This is a genomic window from Streptomyces flavalbus, assembly GCF_042674625.1.
GTDB classification, from domain to species: domain Bacteria; phylum Actinomycetota; class Actinomycetes; order Streptomycetales; family Streptomycetaceae; genus Streptomyces; species Streptomyces flavalbus.
Genome location: NZ_JBHTEB010000001.1, coordinates 3,690,404 through 3,709,966 on the forward strand (window position 1 = coordinate 3,690,404; position 19,563 = coordinate 3,709,966).

The following is a 19,563-nucleotide window of genomic DNA, read 5'->3' on the forward strand; positions in this document are numbered from 1 at the left end:
ACTTTGGCTACTTCTTATCGCACGCGGAGCCGGAACTCATAGCCACTCGGCATCCGGAAGGCGACCCGTTCCCCAACTGTACCGCGCTCAATCACACGGAATGACCCCCTCCGCTTTTTGCGAAGGGGGTCACAGAGGGGGCGCGGGCGACGCTCGGCGGGGCTCAGCCTCCGGCGACCGCCGGGATGATCGACACACCGGCGCCGTCCGGGGTGGCCGTCTCCAGCCCCTGCTCGAAGCGCACGTCGTCGTCGTTGACGTACACGTTCACGAACCGGCGCAGCTTGCCCTGGTCGTCGAGGACGCGGGCGGCGATGCCGGTGTGGTTCTTCTCCAGGTCGGAGATGACCTCGGCGAGGGTCGCGCCCTCGGCGGCGACCTCGGCCTGGCCGCCGGTGTAGGTGCGCAGGATGGTGGGGATGCGAACGGTCACGCTCATGCGAGGCCAGCCTCTCGGAACGACTCCAGGTTGGGACGGATGGTCGCGGTCAGACCGGTACCGGCCACCGCGTCGAGGGTCTTCAGACCGTCACCGGTGTTGAGGACGACGGTGGTCAGCGTCGGGTCCAGGACCCCCGCCTCGATCAGCTTGCGCGTGACGCCCACCGTCACACCACCCGCCGTCTCGGCGAAGATGCCCTCGGTCCGCGCGAGCAGCTTGATGGCGTCGACGATCTCCGCGTCCGTGACGTCCTCGACGGCGCCGCCCGTGCGCCGGGCGATGTCCAGCACGTAGGGCCCGTCGGCCGGGTTGCCGATGGCCAGCGACTTGGCGATGGTGTCCGGCTTCTGCGGCCGTACGACGTCGTGCCCGGCCTTGAAGGCGGTGGACACCGGCGAGCAGCCGAGCGCCTGCGCCCCGAAGATCTTGTACGGCCGGTCCTCCACGAGGCCCAGCTCGACCAGCTCCCGCAGCCCCTTGTCGATCTTCGTGAGCTGGGAGCCGGAGGCGATCGGCACCACGATCTGGTCGGGCAGCCGCCAGCCGAGCTGCTCGCACACCTCGTACGCGAGCGTCTTGGAGCCCTCGGCGTAGTAGGGCCGCAGGTTCACGTTGACGAACCCCCAGCCCTCGCCCGCGGGGTCGCCGATCAACTCGGAGCAGAACCGGTTGACGTCGTCGTAGTTGCCCTGGATGCCGACCAGCTCGCCGCCGTAGACGGCGGCCATGACGACCTTGCCCTGCTCCAGGTCGTGCGGGATGAACACGCACGAGCGGAACCCGGCCCGCGCGGCGGCGGCACCGACGGCACCGGCGAGGTTCCCGGTCGACGAGCACGACAGGGTGGTGAACCCGAAGGCCCGCGCCGCCTCCAGCGCCTGCGCGACGACCCGGTCCTTGAAGGAGTGCGTCGGGTTACCGGAGTCGTCCTTCACATACAAACCGCCGGTGACGCCCAGCTCCCGCGCCAGGTTCCGGGCGTCGACGAGCTTGGTCCAGCCGGGGTTCAGGTTGGGCTTGTCGGCCACGTCGGCCGGAACGGGCAGCAGCGGCGCGTAACGCCAGATGTTCGCGGGCCCGGCCTCGATCCGCTGACGCAGCTCTTCGGCGTCGTAGGCGGAGAAGTCGTAGGCGATCTCCAGCGGCCCGAAACACTCCTCGCAGGCGAAGACGGGCCCGAGGGGTACCCGGTGTCCGCACTCCCGACAGGAGAGCGCCGCGGCGGGACCCAGGTCAACAGTGGGGGTGGCGCTTGCAACAGTCTGCACAGCCATGTGAGGCGAGGCCCTTTCTCCTCATCTTCCTCACGACGCATCTCGCCGTGAGACGGATTTGGCACCTTCCCTAGCCGGGAGCCTCGCGGAAGCGGTCGCCATCGACCGGTACGAGAACCGACTGGAGGGTTGCCGGGGCTTCAACGGGCCGTGTCCCTCTGCCCCTCTGGATGAGCGGTATGTGGTTGTGAACGCCGATGCCCCCCGACATGCGATGGTCATCCGCGTTGTTCAAGACTGTAACCGAAGGCCAGGACAGTTGAGATAGTCGTCCGAACCGCGAGATGGATCACACACGCACGCCGTGACCACCTGATCGAACAGTGAGGAGCCGCCAACTGTGCTGGAAGAAGTCGAGCGCTGGCTGAGCACCCGCTCCTGGTCCAAGACCGACCGACCGCTCCACCAGATACTGGCCGCGAAACGCGCGACGGGCCAGTCGGTCAGCGTCGTGCTGCCCGCGCTCAACGAGCAGGAGACGGTGGGCGACATCGTCGCCGCCATCCGCCACGATCTCGTCCACCAGGTGCCCCTGGTCGACGAGATCGTGGTCGTCGACTCCGGCTCCACCGACCAGACCGCCAAGGTGGCCGCCGCGGCGGGCGCCACGGTCGTGCACCGCGACGCGATCCTCCCGCGCGTCCCCACCGTCCCCGGCAAGGGCGAGGTCCTCTGGCGGTCCCTGCTGGCCACCTCGGGGGACATCGTCTGCTTCGTCGACGCCGACCTGAAGGAGTTCTCCTCCGACTTCGTCTCCGGCATCGTCGGCCCGCTGCTCACCGACCCCGGCGTGGACCTCGTCAAGGCCATGTACGACCGGCCCCTCGCCGGTACCGGCGGCCAGGGCGGCCGGGTCACCGAACTCATGGCCCGCCCCCTGCTCAACATGCACTGGCCGCAGCTCGCGGGCTTCGTGCAGCCGCTGGGCGGCGAGTACGCGGCCCGCCGCACGCTCCTCGAACAGCTCCCCTTCCCCGTCGGCTACGGCGTGGAGCTGGGGATGCTGGTCGACAGCCTGCACCTGGTGGGCCTAGACGCCCTCGCCCAGGTCGACGTGGGCGTCCGCAAGCACCGCCACCAGGACGGCCAGGCCCTCGGCCGGATGGCGGCGGCGATCTACCGCACCGCCCAGCTCCGGCTGGCCCGCGGCCATCTGATCCGGCCGTCCCTCACCCAGTTCGAACGCGGGGAGGACGGCTTCGAGCCACGCACCTACTCCGTCGACACCGAGGAACGGCCGCCGATGGTGGAGATCGCCGAGTACGCCTCCCGCAAGGTGGCGTGACCCGGCCAGCGTGCCGTACCGCACGTTTGAGCGTTTCCGGGCCGGGCTAGGTTGAGGCGTATGGCTTCCACGCAGGCTGCACAGGTGCTGGTCGCATCCAACCGCGGCCCGGTCTCCTACCAGGTGGACGAGGACGGCTCGCTGCACGCCAGACGCGGCGGCGGCGGGCTCGTCTCCGGACTCTCCGCGATCGGCCCCGACGCGGGCGCGCTCTGGGTCTGCTCGACCCTGGGCGACGGCGACCGCGAGGCGCTGCGCCGCGGCGTCTCGGAACCGGGCGTCCACATGCTGGACATCCCGGCGTCCGTCCACACGGCCGCCTACAACGGCATCGCGAACTCGGTCCTGTGGTTCGTCCACCACATGCTGTACGAGACCCCCGTCGCCCCCACCTTCGACGCGGAGTTCCGCGCCCAGTGGGACTCCTACGCCACCTACAACCGCGCCTTCGCCGAGGCACTGGCCGAGCAGGCGGCGCCCGAGGCGAGCGTGCTCGTCCAGGACTACCACCTCACCCTGGTCCCCGGGATGCTCCGCGCCCTCCGCCCCGACCTGCGCATCGGGCACTTCTCGCACACGCCCTGGGCGCCCCCCGAGTACTTCCGCGTCCTCCCCGACGACATCGCCGCCGAGATCCTCGACGGCATGTTGGGCGCCGACCGCCTCGGCTTCCTCACCCGGCGCTGGGCGGACGCCTTCACCGCCTGCTGCGAGGCGCTCACCGACGGCCTCGGCGCGACCCGGGTGGGCGTGCACGGCCTGGGCGCCGACGCGGACTTCCTCCGCGACCGGGCCCACCAGCCGGACGTGGCGGACCGGATGGACGCCCTGCGCGCGGAGATCGGCACGGCACCCGACGGGAGCCCCCGCAGGACGATCGTGCGCGTGGACCGCACGGAACTGTCCAAGAACATCGTCCGGGGCCTGCACGCCTACCGGCACCTCCTCGACACCCGCCCCGAGTGGCACGACCGCGTCACCCACGTGGCGTTCGCCTACCCGTCGCGGCAGGACCTCGCCGTGTACCGCGACTACACGGCGGAGGTGCGGCGGGTCGCCGAGCAGATCAACGCCGACCACGGCACACCGACCTGGACGCCGGTCATCCTGCACGTCAAGGACGACTTCGCCCGCTCCCTGGCGGCGTACCGCCTCGCCGACGTGGCCCTCGTCAACCCCATCCGGGACGGCATGAACCTCGTCGCCAAGGAGGTGCCGGTCGTCTCCGACGACGGCTGCGCGCTCGTGCTCTCCCGGGAGGCGGGGGCGTACGAGGAGCTGTCCGAGGACGCGATCGCGGTCAACCCCTACGACGTCGTCCAGACGGCGGACGCGCTGCACGCCGCCCTGACCCTGCCGCCGGGCGAGCGCGCGGAGCGCACCAAGCGGCTGGCCGCGGCGGCGACGGCGCTCCCGCCGACCCGCTGGTTCCTGGACCAGCTCAACGAACTGAAGCGGTGACCTGACGGGGCGGCCGGGGACGGGCCCCGGCCGCCGCGGGCCTCACACCGCGGCGCCGGCCAGGGACGTGAGGAGGTCGATGACGCCCTCCGGGCCGAGGACCGTGAGGTCGGCCTGGTCGCGGAGGGCGGGCACCTCCTCGGAGCCGCTGCTGCACACCAGCACCCCGAACGTGCCCTCGGCGCGGAGCCGGGTCACGGCGGCGAAGGCGGGCAGGTCCCCGAGGTCGTCGCCCGCGTAGAGGACGGACTCCGCGCCAATCTCCCGGACGTGGTCCAGCAGGGCCATGCCCTTGTCCATCCCCGCTGGCCGCAGCTCCAGCACCAGCCGCCCCGGCTCCACGACCAGCCCGTGCCGCGCCGCCAGCTCCCCCAGCGGCTCCCGCAGCACCTCGAACGTGCCCTGGGGATCACGCGCCCGCCGGGTGTGCACGGCGACGGCCCGCCCCTTCTCCTCGACCCACGCGTCGCCGTCCGCGACGCCCAGCCGCTCCAGCACGCCGGGCAGCTCCGCCCGTACCGCCGCCACACCCGCGTCCGGCGGCGGCGCCGTCACCTTCCCGGTCACCGCGTCCCACCGCTCGGCGCCGTAGTGCCCGAGCACCACCAGGTGCTCCAGGCCCGCCACGCCCGCGAACCCCCCGTAGCGCACGGCGACCTCGGCCGGACGGCCGGTGATCACCACCACGGACGCCACCTTCGGCGCCAGCGAGGCCAGCGCGGGCACCACCCCCGGGTGCGCCCGTGCCGACTCCGGGTCGGCGACGATCGGCGCCAGCGTGCCGTCGAAGTCGAGGGCGATCACCGCGCGCGAGGGCCGCGCCAGCATCGCCTCAAGGCCGTCACGCCCGGCCTGCGTACCCGGCGTGGGAAGAGATCCGCTCGGTTCGCTCATGAGAACGACCCTATCCACGAGACGCCCCACGCAACCGCACCCGCGACGCTCACCGCTCCCCCCGCCGGGCCTCCCGCACCCGCCGCAGCCGGTTCACCGTCACCGGGTCGTGCGCCACCGCCCGGGGGTCATCGAGCAGCGCGTTCAGCAACTGGTAGTAGCGCACCGGCGCCATCCCCAGCTCCTCGCGTATCGCCCGCTCCTTGGCCCCCGGCCCGGGGAACCCCCGCCGCTCCAGCGCCAGCACGTCCCGCTCCCGCCGCCCGAGCCCTTCCTGCTCACCCATGCCAAGCACCGTACAGAGGGCCACTGACAACGAGGGTCCTACGCCCCCGAAGCCGCGCCCTCCGCCGACACGGCCGTCCCCGCGATCTTCCCGAGCACCCCGGCCGGGCTCCCCCCGCTGGTCACCGCGGCCCCGATCCGCCGCTTCACGTCCGCGCTGACCGCGGCCCACGACGTCTTCCCCACGGGGTACAGCTCGGACAGCGGCAGCTCCTCAAGGAACGGCTGGAGGTCCTTGTCGGTGTCGGCGCCCGCCATCGTCTGGGACGCGGAGTTGGTCACCGGCAGCAACTGGTACTCACGGGAGAAGGCGAGCACGTTCTCCTCGCTGTAGACGAAGTCGAGGAACTCCCCGACCTCCCGCCCGTGCCCGTTCTCCTTGAAGGCCGTCATCCAGTCCGCGACGCCCATCGTGGCCTTGGTCGGACCGTCGACGCCCGGCATCGGGACCATGCCGAACTTCACGCCCTTGTCCGCCGCCATCCGCATCAGCGAGGGGTGCCCGTTCAGCATCCCCACCTCCCCCGCGGCGAACGCCGAGAACGCGTCGGCCCGGTTCAGCTTCCCGGGCGCGACGGGCCCGGTCAGCCCCTCCCCCACCAGCTCGTCCCGCAGCCAGGTGAACGTCTCGACGTTCTCCGGCGAGTCCACGGCGTACGCACCGGCCTGGTCGGTGTAGCCGCCGCCCCCGCTCAGCAGCCACTGCATGGTCTCGGCCTGCGCCTCCTCCGGCCCGAGCGGCAGCGCGTACGGGTACTTCACGCCCTCCGCCTTCAGCGCGGCGGCGTCGGCGGCCAGCTCCTCCCAGGTGGTGGGCGGGGTGATCCCGGCCCGCTGGAACAGGGTCTTGTTGTAGAACAGCAGCCGCGTGGACGCGGCGAACGGCATCCCGTACTGCGTCCCGCCCACCCGCCCCGCGTCGGCGAGCTGCGCGGCGAAGTCGGCCTGGGCGGAGATCGACAGCAGGTCGTCGGCGGGGTAGAGGAGCCCGTCCGCCGCGTAGTCGGCGTAGGCGCCGATCTGCGCCATGTCCGGCGCGTCCCCGGCGTCGACCATCTCCTTGACCCTGCGGTCGACGTCGTTCCACGAGTAGACGCTGACCTCGACCCGGACGTCGGGATGCGCGTCCTCGTACGCGTCGACGACGTTCGCCCAGTACTTCTCGGAGCTGTTGGCGGAGCTGGTGCCGTAGTCGGCGGCGACCAGCCGCAGCGTGACGTCGCCGGAGCCACCCCCGACCCCGCACCCGCCCACGGTGGCGACCAGCGCCAGCACGCACGCGCCGGAGACCAGTCCACCCCCCACACGCCTTCGTCGTACGACCCGCACCGCTGTACCGCCCCAAACCATCACGAAGCCTTCCTGTCCGATTTTCGAAACAAGGTCTACACCTCTCGAAAACCAGAGAACAAGGTCTACACCACGTAAGTGGACTAGACCTCTTCAGGGTGTAAGGGCCAGACTGTCCCCGTGAGACACGTCATCGCCCTCGATGTGGGCGGCACCGGCATGAAGGCCGCCCTCGTCGGCCCGGACGGCACCCTGCTTCACCAGGCCCGCCGCCCGACCGGCCGCGAGCACGGCCCGGACGCCGTCGTCGAGGGCATCCTCGACTTCGCCGCCGAGCTGCGCGCCCACGGCGCGACGCACCACGGCGCCCCGGCCACCGCCGCGGGCGTCGCCGTCCCCGGCATCGTCGACGAGGCGCGCGGCGTCGCCGCCTACTCCGCCAACCTCGGCTGGCGCGACGTCCCCCTGCGCGACCTGCTCGCCGACCGCCTCGGCGGCATCCCGGTCGCCCTCGGCCACGACGTCCGCACCGGCGGCCTCGCCGAGGGCCGGGTCGGCGCGGGCCGGGGCGCGGACCGGTTCCTGTTCGTGGCGCTGGGCACCGGCATCGCGGGCGCGATCGGCCTGGACGGCCGGGTGGAGGCGGGCGCGCACGGCTTCGCGGGCGAGATCGGCCACATCGTCGTACGACCGCGGGGCACCCCCTGCCCGTGCGGCCAGCGCGGCTGCCTGGAGCGGTACGCGTCCGCGGCGGCGGTCTCCGAGGCGTGGGCCGAGGCGACCGGCGCGAGTGCGGACGACGCCGCGGCCTGCGCCCGCGCGGTGGCCGCGGGTGACCCGGCCGCACGCGCGGTCTGGCAGCGGGCGGTGGACGCCCTCGCCGACGGCCTGGTCACCGCGCTCACCCTCCTGGACCCCCGCACCCTGATCATCGGTGGCGGGCTCGCCGAGGCGGGGGAAACCTTGTTCACACCCCTGCGGGACGCGGTGCGAGAGCGCGTCACCTTCCAGAAGCTGCCGTCGATCGTCCCCGCCGCGCTGGGGGACACCGCTGGCTGCCTCGGTGCCGGGCTCCTGGCCTGGGACCTCCTCGACTCGACCACCTTCAAGGAGGCAACGGCCTGATGGCAACCGCCCCGCAGTCCACGACCGCCGTGACGGCCCCCCTCGTCCTGTCCGGCGCCCGCGTCGTCCTGCCCACCGGCACGGTCAGCGACGGCCAGGTGGTCGTCGACGGCACCCGCATCGCCGCGCGGGCACCGGAGCACGCGCGGGTCATCGACGTGTCGGGGCACTGGCTCGTGCCCGGCTTCGTCGACATCCACAACCACGGCGGCGGTGGCGCCTCCTTCACCTCCGGCACGGTCGAGGAGGTCCTCACCGGCATCCACACCCACCGCCTGCACGGCACGACGACGCTGGTCGCCTCCACCGTCACCGGCGACATGGACTTCCTCGCCCAGCGCGCCGGGCTGCTCTCGGAGCTGGCCGAGCAGGGCGACATCGCGGGCATCCACTTCGAGGGGCCGTTCATCTCGCCGTGCCGCAAGGGCGCGCACGCGGAGGAGCTGCTGCGCGACCCGGACCCGGCGGACGTCCGCAAGCTGATGGACGCGGCGCGCGGCCAGGCCAGGATGTTCACCCTCGCCACCGAACTGCCCGGCGGCATCGACTCCGTACGCCTGCTCGCCGAACACGGCGTGATCGCGGCCGTGGGCCACACGGACGCCACCTACGAGCAGACCGTCGAGGCGATCGACGCGGGCGCCACGGTCGCGACGCACCTGTTCAACGCGATGCCGACGCTCGGCCACCGCGCGCCGGGCCCGATCGCGGCGCTGCTTCAGGACGAGCGCGTCACCGTCGAGCTGATCAACGACGGCACCCATCTGCACCCCGCCGCGCTGGAGCTGGCGTTCCGTCACGCGGGCGCGGACCGGGTGGCGTTCATCACCGACGCGATGGACGCGGCCGGGTTCGGCGACGGCCGCTACATGCTCGGCCCGCTGGAGGTCGAGGTCGCCGACGGCGTGGCGCGCCTCGTGGAGGGCGGCTCGATCGCGGGTTCGACGCTGACCCTGGACCGCGCGTTCAAGCGGGCGGTGACGGTGGACGGGCTGACCGTGGAGGACGCGGTGACGGCCCTGTCGGCCAACCCGGCCCGACTGCTCGGCCAGTCGGACACCATCGGCTCCCTGGAGCCGGGCAGGTACGCCGACCTCGTGCTGCTCGACGACGCCTTCGACGTGACGGGCGTGATGCGGCGTGGCGCGTGGGTCGTGGAGCCGCGACTGGGGTGAGGAACCGCAGGTCGAGGGGGTGGGCCGACCGCCGTCTCTTTGGCATGATCGTGCCCCCGGGACACACCGCAAGCGCAGGCGATGGGGGGAGGTCGGCCCCGGTGATCCTCACGGTCACGCTGAACACCGCACTCGACATCACGTACCACGTACGCGCCCTGCGCCCGCACACCACGCACCGGGTCACCGACGTCGTCGAGCGGCCCGGCGGCAAGGGCGTCAACGTGGCGCGGGTGCTGGCCGCCCTCGGCCACGAGGTGACCGTCACGGGCTTCGCGGGCGGCGGCACCGGCCGCACCGTGCGGGACGGGCTCACCGCCACGCCCCGGGTGACCGACGCCCTGGTGCCCGTCACCGGGGCGACCCGGCGCACCGTCGCCGTCGTCGACGAACGCTCCGGCGACACCACCCAGCTCAACGAGCCCGGCCCGACGATCAGCCCGGCGGAGTGGCGGGCCTTCCAGGAGGCGTACGAGGATCTGCTGCGCCCCGCCTCGGCGGTGGCCCTGTGCGGCAGCCTGCCGCCGGGGGTGCCGGTGGGGGCGTACGCGGGCCTGGTCCGCACGGCCCGCGCGGCGAACGTGCCCGTGCTCCTGGACACCAGCGGGGAGCCGCTGCGCCGCGGGATCGCGGCCCGCCCCGACATCGTGAAGCCGAACGCGGACGAGCTGGCGGAGCTGACCGGCTCCCACGACCCGCTGCGCGCCACCCAGGACGCCCGGCGCCGGGGTGCCCGCGCGGTGGTCGCCTCCCTGGGCCCGGACGGCCTGCTGGCCCTCACGCCCGAGGGCCGCTGGCGCACCAGCCTCCCCACGCCCCTGCGGGGCAACCCCAGCGGCGCGGGTGACGCGGCGGTGGCGGGCCTCCTCTCGGCCCTGACCGAACACCTCCCCTGGCCCGCACGCCTCACCCGGGCGACGGCCCTGTCGGCGGCGGCGGTCCACGCGGCGACGGCGGGCGAGTTCGAGTGGCCGACCTACGAGGAGCTGCTGGACCGCGTGGCGGTGACGGCGGACGCGACGGCGGCCTGACGGCCGCCGGTCAGGCTCATCCCTCGGTGATGGCGAACTGGTCGAACACCACGTCGCACTTGTTGCCCTCGTTACAGGCGAGTTCGATGGTGTTGGTGCCCTCGTTGAGGTTGACCGTGGCCCAGGTGGTCTGCCAGCCCTTCTCCCAGTCGCCCTCGGGCGTGCCGCCGAAGTTCTTCATGTTCAGCGGGCGGGTGGTGTCCTTGCCGTTGACCAGGAGCGTCGCGTCGGCGTCGGTGCCGGGGATGCCGTAGCGCACGTCGAGCCGGTAGCTCCCCGCCTTCTCGATGCCGTTGACCGTCCACGTGACCTTCGCGCCGACCTTGTTGAAGCCGGTGACGTAGACGCCGCCGTCGGCCTGGGCGCCCTGGATGTCGGAGGCCGTGGACATGCCGTCGCTGAGGCGGAGCGCCTTGGCGTCGATCGCCGGGAGGTCGACCTCCTCGCCGTCCTCGCCCGCGCTGCTCGACGGCGTCGGCTCGCCGCTCTCGGTCTGGGTGGGCGTGGGCCCCGCCTGGTCGTCGGTCTTGCCGTCGTCGGTGTCGTCGCCGCCGAGCATGGCCACGCTGATGCCGATGACGACGGCGGCGACCACGGCCACCGCGCCGATCAGCAGGCCCTTGGTGTTCGGCCCCCGGCCGCCCCGGCCACCGCTCCGGCCGCCCTGCACGGGGTGCTGCGGCGCCGTGGGGGCGCTGCCGCCGGGGAAGGTCTCCGGGGCGGCGTAGTGCGTGTTCGGCTGGCCGTAGGCGGCCTGCTGCGGGTGCGGCGGCCCACCGGGCGCCCCGGGCGGCGGCTGCTGGCCGTACTGCCGCTCGCCGACCGCTCGGACCCTGCTGACGGAGTTCGGGTAGCCGTAGCCGCCGGAGGGCGGCTGGGCGCCGTTGGCCTGACCGTCGGCGTAGAGGTAGCCGAACGGGTCGTCGTCCTCGGGCGTGCTCGCGCCGTTGTTGCCGGGCGTCATCCCTTCGTACTCCTCAGGTGCGGGGCGGATGCGGTACGTGTGGTGAGGATGGCGAGCCTACCCGCTCTTGCTGACCCAAACGGGTGACTCGGACCGCATCACCGCGCTGACCTGCGTGTCATCCCGCACGTCTGTGCTGTTTGGGACGAGACCGTTTCTCGACGTACATCCGTTCGTCAGCGGATTTCAGCACCTCGTCGGCGGTCATGCCGCAGTGCGCCCACCCGATGCCGAAGCTGGCGCCGACGCGTACGGCCCGGCCCTCGGCCCGGATCGGCTGGATGATCTCGGTGCGGAGGCGGGCCGCGAGGTCCTGTGCGTCGGCGCGGCCGAGGCCGTCGGCGAGGATGACGAACTCGTCACCGCCGAGCCGGGCCACCGTGTCGCCGTCCCGCACGCCGTTGCTGAGCCGCCGGGCCACCTCGATGAGGACCGCGTCGCCCGCGTTGTGCCCGAACCTGTCGTTGATCGACTTGAAGCCGTCGAGGTCGCAGAAGAGCACCGCGAGCCCCTTGGCGCCGTCGTCCCGCTGCCCCTCGGGGGCGGTGGTGTGGACGTGGTGGTCGTAGCCGTCGTAGGCGTCGCCGACGGTGCCGTCGGCGCGGAAGCCGAAGTCGTTCTCGTACGTCACCGGGTGGCCGTAGGCCGCGTCGACGGGCACGGGCTCCAGGGCGCCGCCGTGGGTGAGCTGCGGGCGCTGCTGGCACAGCCGGGAGGAGAGCCGGGCGCGCAGCTCGGCGGAGTTCGGCAGGCCGGTGAGGGAGTCGTGGGAGGCGCGGTGGGCGAGCTGCAGCTCGCGGCGCTTGCGCTCCTCTATGTCCTCGACGTGGGTGAGCAGGAAACGCGGCCCGTCGGCGGCGTCCGCGACGACGGAGTTGCGCAGCGACACCCACACGTAGCTGCCGTCCCGGCGGCCGAGGCGCAGCTCGGCCCGGCCGCCCTCGGCCGAGGTGCGCAGCAGGGTGCCGATGTCCTCGGGGTGGACCAGGTCGGAGAACGAGTAGCGGCGCATGGCGGAGGCGGGGCGGCCGAGGAGGCGGCACAGCGCGTCGTTGGTGCGCAGGATGCGGCCGTGCTGGTCGCCGCCCATTTCGGCGATGGCCATGCCGGAGGGCGCGTACTCGAACGCCTGCCGGAAGCTCTCCTCGCTGGCCCGCAGCGCCTGCTGCTCGCGCTCCAGACGGACCAGGGCGCGCTGCATGTTGGCGCGCAGGCGGGCGTTGCTGATGGCGATCCCGGCCTGGAAGGCGTACATCTGGAGCGCCTCGCGCCCCCAGGCGCCGGGCCTGCGGCCGTTGCGCGGCCGGTCGACGGAGAGCACGCCGATCAGTTCGTCGCCGGAGCCGCCGTACATCGGCGCGAAGAGCCGGTCGGAGGGGTGCCACTCGTCCTCGAAGCGGGGGGCGGGGCCGTCGGTGTACCACTGCGGGACGTCGTCGTCGTCGAGGATCCAGCCCTCGGTGTGCGGTATGAAGATCAGGTTGCCCCACTGCTCGCCCATCCGCAGGCGGCGCTCCCAGGAGTCCCGGGAGCCGACCCGGCCGGTGATCAGGGCCTCGGCGGCGGGGTTCCCGGAGAAGGCGGCGACGACGAGGTCGCCGTCCGGGCGGACGAGGTTCACACAGGCCAGTTCGTAGCCGAGGGCGCTGACCACGCCGTCGGCGACCGTCTGCAGGGTGTCCGCCAGGCTGCGGGCCGCGTTCATGTCGGCCATGACCTGGTGTAGCTGCCGCAGGGACGCAAGGCGGACGTACGGTTCCGACTCGGTCTCCATGCTCGCCCTCCCCCCGAGACCTCGCAGTGAAACAGAATCCAGGGCTTCTCGACGCCGCTTCCGGTCGCCGGATTCTGGACGGTGCCATTACAGCTTCCCCGCCACTGAATCACAGCGCGCTGCCCACTCGGTACACAGGGTCAACAATTACTGCCCCTTGTGACTCAAGTCACAGCGAAACGTGAGTAATTGGGTGGGGTTTCATCCTTTGTCGGCACCACATCAAGACACGGTCCGTCCCCCCGGCGGACCCGCGGACCCGGGGGTGTCCTGACGAGTGGTCCTAGGACCATCCGCCCAGGGCTCCCCTCGGACCACCGCCCGATGCGCGGCACACGTACCGGAGACTAGCGTGCGGGACGTGCCCAACCACCCTCTCCCCACAGCAGTCCCTCCCCCCACAAGCCTCCCGCTCGCCACCGCCACCACCCTGACCGTCCCCGCCCCGCCGCGTACCGCCGGGCATCCTGAAGGGGTGAGCAACGACGAGTTCCGGGCCGCACTGTCCCGGCTGGCCGCGGGCGTGGTGCTGGTCACCGCGCAGGAACCGCCGCTGGACCCCGACGACCCGCAGGCACCGGGCGGCGAGGACGTCGGCATGACCGCGACCGCCTTCATGTCCGTCTCGCTCGACCCGCCGCTGGTCCTGGTCAGCCTGCGCGACGGCTCCCGCATGGACGACCTGCTCACCGAACAGCCCCAGTGGGCGGTCTCCGTGCTCTCCGAGAGCCAGCGGCACATCGCGGGCCGGTTCGCCATGAAGGGCCGCATCAGCGACCGGCTCCTCTTCGAGGACATCCCCTACGTGCGCGGCGAGGTCACCGGCGCGCCGCTGGTCGGCGGGGCGCTGGCCACCCTGGAGTGCCGCACCGAGCAGCGCGTCCGCGCGGGGGACCACACCCTCGTCATCGGCCGCGTCCTCACCGCGCGCGTGCCGAGCGCGGAGGGCGGACCGCTGACCTACTTCAAGGGGCGCTACCGCCAACTGGGCTGAGGGTCGGGCGGGCCCAACTGGGCTGAGCGTCGTGCGGGCCCAACTGGGCTGAGCGTCGTGCGGGCCCAAGGTCTGAGGGTCGGGCGGGTCAGGTCCAGTCCCGGCCGGACCGGCCCCGCTTGGTCTCGGCGCGCTGCTTCTTCTCCCGCAGCCGCCGTTCGTTGATCCCGCGCGGGACGCGGGTCGGCCTGCGCGGGCGCGGCGGGGGCGCGGTGGCCTCGGCGAGGAGGGCGGCGAGCCGGACGGCCGCCGCCTCACGGTTGCGCCACTGCGAGCGGTGCTCGGAGGCGCGCACGGTGACGACCCCGTCGACGAGCCGACCGGAGAGCTTCTCCAGGGCGCGCCGCTTCCAGACCTCGGGGAGCGCCTCGGTGCGGGCCAGGTCGAAGCGCAGCTCCACCTGGGTGTCGGTGGTGTTCACATGCTGTCCGCCGGGGCCGGAGGACCGGGAGAAACGCCACATCAGCTCGGCCTCGGGGAGCGAGACGGAGCCACGGATGACGTAGGGACCGGACATGCCGACCATGTTCCCCGGTCTGTCCGGTCCACGTCACCCCAATATCGGGAACGCGTCCGGGCCGCCCATTCGGCAAAGAAAGTAAAGACACCCGGAACTTGTGGCACCCCGCGCGGCGTTCTTAGGGGTAGCTGTAGCTTCATGGCCGTACATCACGGCTCCGTACAACCGCGTACAAAACCGAGGGAAGGGACTCCCAAACCATGGCTGTAAGCCTGTCCAAGGGTGGCAACGTCTCGCTCACCAAGGAGGCTCCGGGCCTGACCGCCGTCACCGTGGGCCTCGGCTGGGACGTCCGCACCACGACCGGCACGGACTTCGACCTGGACGCCTCCGCCATCGCGGTCAACACCCAGGGCAAGGTCTACTCCGACGCCCACTTCGTCTTCTTCAACAACAAGCAGACCCCGGACAACACCATCGTCCACACCGGCGACAACCGCACCGGTGAGGGCGCGGGCGACGACGAGGCGATCAACGTCAACCTGGCGGCCCTCCCGGCCGACATCGACAAGATCGTCTTCCCGGTCTCCATCTACGACGCCGAGAGCCGCTCGCAGAACTTCGGCCAGGTCCGCAACGCCTACATCCGCATCGTCAACCAGGCGGGCGGCGCCGAGATCGCCCGCTACGACCTCTCGGAGGACGCGGCCACGGAGACGGCGATGGTCTTCGGCGAGCTGTACCGCAACGGCGCCGAGTGGAAGTTCCGCGCCGTCGGCCAGGGCTACGCCTCGGGCCTGGCCGGTATCGCCCAGGACTTCGGCGTGAACGTCTGACCTGAGCGGCATGAGGTCGCCGGGCCCCGGAACGCACGGTTCCGGGGCCCGGGCGTTCCCTCGGGGCGTCCGGCGCCTCACTGGGCGTCGGGTTTCCCGTCCCCGTACAGCCAGTCCCGCCAGACGCCGCCGAAGTCCGTCTCCGGTGACCGGCGTTCCACCCAGGCCGTGAAGTCCCCGGTGTCGGCGGTGCCGTGCCGGTGTTCCGTGGCCCAGTCGCGCAGCAGGGCGCGGAAGGCGGCGTCGTCGCCGAGGGCCCGGCGGACCTGGTGCAGGACCATGGCGGCGCGGTCGTAGACGGGACGGCCCGAGATGTGCGCGGCGTCGGGCGGGTCGGCGGGCGGGAAGGCCCAGAGGTCGTCCTCGCCCCCGTCGCCATCGCCCTCGTCACCCTCCCCGTCGCCGCCGCCTTCGTAGAGCGCGGTGAAGGTCTCCTCGGCGGTGGTTCCGCCGTGGTCCTCCCGCCACAGCCACTCCGCGTAGGTGGCGAATCCCTCACTGAGCCACATGTCCCGCCAGGTCCGCGGGGTGACGGAGTCGCCGTACCACTGGTGGGCCAGCTCATGGACGAGCAGGGCGGTGTCCGGGGCGCCGGGGAAGACGGGGCGGTTCTGGGTCTCCAGCGCGTACCCGGCGTCCCCCGGCCGGTCGACGATCACACCGGTGGAGGCGAAGGGGTACGGGCCGAAGTTCCGCTCCCCCCACGCGATCACCTCGGCAATCCGGCCGAGGGCGGCACGGCTCGCGTCCGCCTGCTCCGGGTCGACGGCGGTGAGGACGGGCAGTCCGCCCCCGGTGGTGGTGCGCCGGACGTCGTACCGCCCGATCGCCACCGTCGCCGCATGACTCGCCATGGGCTCGGCCACCCGCCAGGCGTACGTCGTCGTCCGGCCGCCGCGCGTCACCGGCTCGCCCCTCAACTCACCGTTGGAGACCGCCCACAGCCCCTTCGGCACGGTCACGGTGAGGTCGTACGACGCCTTGTCGGAGGGGTGGTGGTTGCCCGGGAACCAGGCCATCGAGCCCGTCGGCTGACCGAGCGCGAGGGCGCCGTCCACGGTGGGCAGCCAGCCCTCCTCGGAGCCGTCCGGGTCGGTGACCGTGACCGGCGTGCCCCCGTACCGGACGGCCACCCGGAAGACGTCCCCGGCGTCGAGGTCGTCCCGCGGCCGGACCGTCAGCTCCTGCCCGGCGCGGTTCCAGCGGGCCGCCCGCCGGTCGACGGTGACCGACGCGACGTCCAGCCCCGTCAGGTCCAGCCGGAACGCGGAGAGGTCCCGCGTCGCTCGGGCGGTGAGGACCGCCGTGCCGGTGAGGTGCCGGGTCGCGGGGGTGTAGTCGAGGGTGAGGGAGTAGTGGCGCACGTCGTACCCGCCGTTGCCCGCCCTCGGGAAGTACGGGTCACCGAGGCCGTCGTCCCCGGGGGCACCGGACACGCCGCCTCCGGCGCAGGCGGTGAGGGCGAGGGCGAGGGGCATGAGCAAAGGGCGGGGGGCGGCGCGCACTCGTCGACTCTATGGGGCGGCGGGAGGGGCGGAGGGGAGGTTCCCCGCGACCCGGCGACGCCCCACGTCGGGGCGGGCGGCGAGCCGTGACACGATCAGCCCGTGCTCGACATCGGCTACGCCCTCTCCCCCCGCTTCCCCGACCCCCCGCAGACCGACTACCGCCGTGCGGACGTCCACGCGCTGCGGCACGACCTGTTCTGCGGGGACGTCTACCTCGCCGACACCAAGGCGGACCGGGAGCTGTCCACAGCCTGGGGGTGGGTGCCGGTGCTCGACTTCGCGTGGGCGCTCTGTGACATCGTCGAGCGACTGGACCAGGACCCGCTGGGCTCCCGCGCCTCCCGGCCGCAGCGGGCGGAGCTGGACTTCACCGAGTCGACGGACCGGATGCTCTTCGAGCGCCGCTTCGGCTGGGTGGACGTCGAGGCCGACTGGATGCCGGGCGAGGAGCCCCCGCTCACCTTCTCCCACACCGAACTGCGCCACGAGGCGCGGGACTTCCTGCACGACCTGATCGCGGACCTGTGCGACATGCACGAGGACCTCGCGGAGAACCCGGCCATCTGGACCCTCCAGGCCCGCTTCCCCCGACTGCCCTGACGGGCCCCTCACTCCCCCTCAGCCCTTATCACTCCCCCTCCACCCGAATCCCCAACGCCCCCGCCAGCACCGGCGCCAGCTCCACCAGTTGCCCCGGGCTGATCACCGCCCCGGCCAGCCGCTCCACCCCCCGTTCGATGCCCAGCTCGGCCGCGCCGCGCAGGTCCACGTCCTGGAGGGTGGCCGCGCTGAAGTCCGCGCCCCGCACCACGCAGTCGACGAACCCGACCCGCTCCAACCGCGCGCCCCCGAAGTCCGGTTCGACGAGGACGCAGGACTCGAAGACGACGTCCCTGAGCCGCGCGCCCCGCAGGTTCACGAAGTCGAGCTTGCCGCCCCGCACCAGGACCCTCTCCAGCGCGGCACCGTGCAGCCGCGCCCCGCCCAGCCGGGCGTCCAGCACCTCCACGTCCCGCAGCGTCGTGTCGGCGAGGTCGGTGCCGACGCCGCGCGGGGCGCTGATGCGGGAGTCCAGGATCCGGGCCCGCCGCAGCCGGGTCTCGTCCAGGACGCAGCCGGTCAGGGCGCAGTCCATGAAGCGGGCGCCCCCGCCGTCCTGCCCGCCGAGGTCGGCGTTCTCGAACGCCAGCCCGTCGTAGTCCCCATCCGGTTCCAGTCCGCCCCCTCTCCACGGCTCCAGCCCCGCCAGCCGTACCTCGGGCCGCCGTGCCACCGGTCGTCCATCGCCTCGCCTCACCATGCCCCCATGCTGCACCCCACCACTGACAATCCCGCTGACCTGCACAAACAACCTTTTTCCGGCGCCGATGTCACATTCGGGTGCCCCTCAGGGGTCGTAATGACGACCCCCCGCACGCACGACCCCCCGCACGCACGACCCCACGCACGCACGAGCCCACGCACGCACGACCCCACGCACGCACGAGCCCACCCGAGGGAGTCCAGCCATGCTGCGCATCACCGTCATCGGCGGCGGCTTCGCCGGCCTCACCGCGGCCATCACCGCCGCCGAAGCGGGCGCCAAGGTCACCATCCACGAGGCACACCACACCCTCGGCGGCCGGGCCCGGACCGCCGAGGCCCCCTACCGGACCAACGAGGGCCCGCACGCCCTCTACAGCGGCGGCCCGCACTGGACCTGGCTCTCCCGGCGTGACCTGATCGGCCCGCTGGCCCCGCTGCCGCCCCTGGAGGCCGCGCGGCTGCGGCTGCGGCACAAGGGCGTGCTGCGCCGCACGCCGCCGTTCTCGATGCTGAAGCTGCTGCGCCGCACCGCCCGTCAGGCCCCCGTCGACGTCGACTTCCTCACCTGGGCGACCGAACAGGCCGGTGAGGAGGCCGCGCGGGCCGCCGCCCACTACTCGGCGGTGGCGCTGTTCCACCACGACCCGGGCGCGTTGTCGGCGGCGTTCGTGCAGGAGCGGCTGCGCCGGGCGACCAAGCTGCCGCCGGAGGCGCACTACCCGCGCGGGGGCTGGGCGACCATGATCGACCGGATGGCGGCGCGCGCCTGGAACCTGGGCGTGCGCATGGAGACCCTGTCCCGTGTCGACACGGTCCCGGTGGGGCAGGGCCCGGTCATCGTGGCGACCTCCCTGGACGCCGCCCGGCGGCTGCTGCGCGACGACAGCCTGACCTGGCCGAGTGGCCGTACCGCGCTGGTCGACGTCGCCGTCCGCACCCGGCGCGGTGACGCGTTCGCCGTCTCCGACCTGGACGCGCCGGGCTGGCTGGAGCGGTTCACGGCGCAGGACCGCACCCTCGCCCCGGCCGGGGAGCAGCTCATCCAGGGGCAGGTCCCGATCGCCCAGCACGAGTCCCGCGCGGACGGTGTCGCCCGCGCCGAGCACCTGCTGGACCTGGGGTTCGAGGGCTGGCGGGAGCGCGTCACCTGGCGCAGCGAGGCGACGTCGGAGGGCCGTACCGGCGCCGTCGACCTGCCCGGCACCAGTTGGCGCGACCGGCCCGCGGTGGACCGGGGTGACGGGGTGTACCTCGCGGGGGACCAGGTGGCGGCGCCGGGCGTGCTCTCCGAGGTCTCCTTCAACAGCGCCCTGACGGCGGTCTCCCTGGCCCTCGGCAGGCGCGGCGACCAGATCCCGCTTGACCTCAAGCACGCTTGAGGTTGAAGGCTGTGAGAGCCAGGAACCCACCGGCACGCCGGGGCACATCAGCGCACCGGCGCACCGGCACTCACCGGCCCA

Annotated in this window: 18 protein-coding genes, 1 pseudogene and 1 riboswitch; of the genes and pseudogenes, 9 read left to right on the top strand and 10 right to left on the bottom strand. The window is 72.8% G+C overall.

All coding sequences use genetic code 11. The annotated features are described in order from the left end of the window. Positions 1-163 precede the first annotated feature (163 nt). Together ACFQZ6_RS16465 and thrC are read right to left on the bottom strand one after the other, a co-directional pair. The gene (locus ACFQZ6_RS16465) at positions 164-439 is read right to left on the bottom strand and encodes a MoaD/ThiS family protein (protein ID WP_055625113.1); all 276 of its coding nucleotides are present in this window, start codon (positions 437-439) and stop codon (positions 164-166) included. Continuing rightward, positions 436-1,716 carry a threonine synthase gene (thrC, locus tag ACFQZ6_RS16470; protein ID WP_381609488.1) on the bottom strand — a complete coding sequence of 427 codons (1,281 nt, stop codon included), beginning with the start codon at positions 1,714-1,716 and terminating at the stop codon, positions 436-438. The genes ACFQZ6_RS16465 and thrC overlap by 4 nt, the downstream gene beginning before the upstream one ends. Before the next feature lie 18 nt (positions 1,717-1,734). Next, a riboswitch (SAM riboswitch) is annotated at positions 1,735-1,893 on the bottom strand. A 163-nt stretch (positions 1,894-2,056) separates the two neighbouring features. Here thrC and ACFQZ6_RS16475 point away from each other — a divergent pair. Together ACFQZ6_RS16475 and ACFQZ6_RS16480 are read left to right on the top strand one after the other, a co-directional pair. Beyond that, positions 2,057-3,001, top strand: a complete 945-nt coding sequence (locus ACFQZ6_RS16475; RefSeq protein ID WP_381609491.1) for a glucosyl-3-phosphoglycerate synthase — start codon at positions 2,057-2,059, stop codon at positions 2,999-3,001. Between the two features lie 60 nt (positions 3,002-3,061). Beyond that, on the top strand, positions 3,062-4,462 hold the full coding sequence (locus ACFQZ6_RS16480) for an alpha,alpha-trehalose-phosphate synthase (UDP-forming) (RefSeq protein ID WP_381609494.1): 1,401 nt from the start codon (positions 3,062-3,064) through the stop codon (positions 4,460-4,462). A gap of 42 nt (positions 4,463-4,504) precedes the next feature. On the opposite strand, the gene otsB is transcribed toward ACFQZ6_RS16480, so the two are convergent. The 3 genes from otsB to ACFQZ6_RS16495 are packed head-to-tail and all read right to left on the bottom strand — an operon-like array spanning position 4,505 to position 6,991. Then, on the bottom strand, positions 4,505-5,356 hold the full coding sequence (gene otsB, locus ACFQZ6_RS16485; RefSeq protein ID WP_381609496.1) for a trehalose-phosphatase: 852 nt from the start codon (positions 5,354-5,356) through the stop codon (positions 4,505-4,507). A gap of 49 nt (positions 5,357-5,405) precedes the next feature. Continuing rightward, positions 5,406-5,642, bottom strand: coding sequence for a DUF3263 domain-containing protein (locus ACFQZ6_RS16490; protein ID WP_381609499.1), 237 nt, complete (start codon positions 5,640-5,642; stop codon positions 5,406-5,408). A 38-nt stretch (positions 5,643-5,680) separates the two neighbouring features. Further along, positions 5,681-6,991 (bottom strand): extracellular solute-binding protein, encoded by a 1,311-nt coding sequence (locus ACFQZ6_RS16495; RefSeq protein ID WP_381618359.1) that lies wholly within the window; start codon positions 6,989-6,991, stop codon positions 5,681-5,683. Between the two features lie 87 nt (positions 6,992-7,078). Between ACFQZ6_RS16495 and ACFQZ6_RS16500 the strand changes: the two are divergent. The 3 genes and pseudogenes from ACFQZ6_RS16500 to ACFQZ6_RS16510 form a co-directional block, all read left to right on the top strand. Further along, positions 7,079-8,056 (top strand): annotated as a pseudogene (locus ACFQZ6_RS16500) (ROK family protein); the annotation flags it as partial. Continuing rightward, complete coding sequence (nagA, locus tag ACFQZ6_RS16505) at positions 8,056-9,231, top strand: N-acetylglucosamine-6-phosphate deacetylase (protein WP_381609501.1); 1,176 nt, start codon at positions 8,056-8,058, stop codon at positions 9,229-9,231. The pseudogene ACFQZ6_RS16500 and the gene nagA, both read left to right, overlap by 1 nt. Positions 9,232-9,332: 101 nt before the next feature. Then, positions 9,333-10,262, top strand: a complete 930-nt coding sequence (locus tag ACFQZ6_RS16510; protein WP_381609504.1) for a 1-phosphofructokinase family hexose kinase — start codon at positions 9,333-9,335, stop codon at positions 10,260-10,262. Between the two features lie 16 nt (positions 10,263-10,278). Here ACFQZ6_RS16510 and ACFQZ6_RS16515 read toward each other — a convergent pair whose 3' ends face one another. Together ACFQZ6_RS16515 and cdgB are read right to left on the bottom strand one after the other, a co-directional pair. After that, positions 10,279-11,226 (bottom strand): CBM35 domain-containing protein, encoded by a 948-nt coding sequence (locus ACFQZ6_RS16515; RefSeq protein ID WP_381609507.1) that lies wholly within the window; start codon positions 11,224-11,226, stop codon positions 10,279-10,281. Between the two features lie 118 nt (positions 11,227-11,344). Beyond that, positions 11,345-13,000, bottom strand: a complete 1,656-nt coding sequence (gene cdgB, locus ACFQZ6_RS16520) for a diguanylate cyclase CdgB (RefSeq protein WP_381609509.1) — start codon at positions 12,998-13,000, stop codon at positions 11,345-11,347. Positions 13,001-13,430: 430 nt separating this feature from the next. Between cdgB and ACFQZ6_RS16525 the strand changes: the two genes are divergently transcribed. Further along, complete coding sequence (locus ACFQZ6_RS16525; protein ID WP_381618362.1) at positions 13,431-13,994, top strand: flavin reductase family protein; 564 nt, start codon at positions 13,431-13,433, stop codon at positions 13,992-13,994. 88 nt (positions 13,995-14,082) lie between these two features. Here the strand turns inward: ACFQZ6_RS16525 and arfB are convergent, their stop codons facing one another. Then, a complete protein-coding gene (arfB, locus tag ACFQZ6_RS16530) occupies positions 14,083-14,520 on the bottom strand; it encodes an alternative ribosome rescue aminoacyl-tRNA hydrolase ArfB (RefSeq protein ID WP_381609512.1) in 438 nt (145 codons plus the stop codon). A 194-nt stretch (positions 14,521-14,714) separates the two neighbouring features. Here arfB and ACFQZ6_RS16535 point away from each other — a divergent pair, with 194 nt between their 5' ends. After that, positions 14,715-15,290, top strand: a complete 576-nt coding sequence (locus ACFQZ6_RS16535; RefSeq protein ID WP_381609515.1) for a TerD family protein — start codon at positions 14,715-14,717, stop codon at positions 15,288-15,290. A 77-nt stretch (positions 15,291-15,367) separates the two neighbouring features. Here the strand turns inward: ACFQZ6_RS16535 and ACFQZ6_RS16540 are convergent, their stop codons facing one another. Continuing rightward, positions 15,368-16,768, bottom strand: a complete 1,401-nt coding sequence (locus ACFQZ6_RS16540) for a M1 family metallopeptidase (RefSeq protein ID WP_381609517.1) — start codon at positions 16,766-16,768, stop codon at positions 15,368-15,370. A gap of 129 nt (positions 16,769-16,897) precedes the next feature. Between ACFQZ6_RS16540 and ACFQZ6_RS16545 the strand changes: the two genes are divergently transcribed. Further along, positions 16,898-17,398: a hypothetical protein gene (locus ACFQZ6_RS16545; RefSeq protein ID WP_381609520.1), complete on the top strand. Its 501-nt coding sequence runs from the start codon at positions 16,898-16,900 to the stop codon at positions 17,396-17,398. A gap of 28 nt (positions 17,399-17,426) precedes the next feature. Here ACFQZ6_RS16545 and ACFQZ6_RS16550 read toward each other — a convergent pair whose 3' ends face one another. Then, positions 17,427-18,098: a pentapeptide repeat-containing protein gene (locus tag ACFQZ6_RS16550; RefSeq protein ID WP_381609523.1), complete on the bottom strand. Its 672-nt coding sequence runs from the start codon at positions 18,096-18,098 to the stop codon at positions 17,427-17,429. A 208-nt stretch (positions 18,099-18,306) separates the two neighbouring features. On the opposite strand from ACFQZ6_RS16550, the gene ACFQZ6_RS16555 reads away from it, so the two are divergent. Beyond that, positions 18,307-19,482: an NAD(P)-binding protein gene (locus ACFQZ6_RS16555; protein ID WP_381609527.1), complete on the top strand. Its 1,176-nt coding sequence runs from the start codon at positions 18,307-18,309 to the stop codon at positions 19,480-19,482. Positions 19,483-19,563: the final 81 nt, after the last annotated feature.

Excerpts from the sequence above, each read along its gene's own strand:
- ACFQZ6_RS16465 (WP_055625113.1), bottom strand. The coding sequence starts at position 439 with ATGAGCGTGACCGTTCGCATCCCCACCATCCTGCGCACCTACACCGGC.
- thrC (WP_381609488.1), bottom strand. The coding sequence starts at position 1,716 with ATGGCTGTGCAGACTGTTGCAAGCGCCACCCCCACTGTTGACCTGGGT.
- ACFQZ6_RS16480 (WP_381609494.1), top strand. The coding sequence starts at position 3,062 with ATGGCTTCCACGCAGGCTGCACAGGTGCTGGTCGCATCCAACCGCGGC.
- otsB (WP_381609496.1), bottom strand. The coding sequence starts at position 5,356 with ATGAGCGAACCGAGCGGATCTCTTCCCACGCCGGGTACGCAGGCCGGG.
- ACFQZ6_RS16490 (WP_381609499.1), bottom strand. The coding sequence starts at position 5,642 with ATGGGTGAGCAGGAAGGGCTCGGGCGGCGGGAGCGGGACGTGCTGGCG.
- ACFQZ6_RS16495 (WP_381618359.1), bottom strand. The coding sequence starts at position 6,991 with ATGGTTTGGGGCGGTACAGCGGTGCGGGTCGTACGACGAAGGCGTGTG.
- nagA (WP_381609501.1), top strand. The coding sequence starts at position 8,056 with ATGGCAACCGCCCCGCAGTCCACGACCGCCGTGACGGCCCCCCTCGTC.
- ACFQZ6_RS16515 (WP_381609507.1), bottom strand. The coding sequence starts at position 11,226 with ATGACGCCCGGCAACAACGGCGCGAGCACGCCCGAGGACGACGACCCG.
- cdgB (WP_381609509.1), bottom strand. The coding sequence starts at position 13,000 with ATGGAGACCGAGTCGGAACCGTACGTCCGCCTTGCGTCCCTGCGGCAG.
- arfB (WP_381609512.1), bottom strand. The coding sequence starts at position 14,520 with ATGGTCGGCATGTCCGGTCCCTACGTCATCCGTGGCTCCGTCTCGCTC.
- ACFQZ6_RS16535 (WP_381609515.1), top strand. The coding sequence starts at position 14,715 with ATGGCTGTAAGCCTGTCCAAGGGTGGCAACGTCTCGCTCACCAAGGAG.
- ACFQZ6_RS16540 (WP_381609517.1), bottom strand. The coding sequence starts at position 16,768 with ATGCCCCTCGCCCTCGCCCTCACCGCCTGCGCCGGAGGCGGCGTGTCC.
- ACFQZ6_RS16550 (WP_381609523.1), bottom strand. The coding sequence starts at position 18,098 with ATGGTGAGGCGAGGCGATGGACGACCGGTGGCACGGCGGCCCGAGGTA.
- ACFQZ6_RS16555 (WP_381609527.1), top strand. The coding sequence starts at position 18,307 with ATGCTGCGCATCACCGTCATCGGCGGCGGCTTCGCCGGCCTCACCGCG.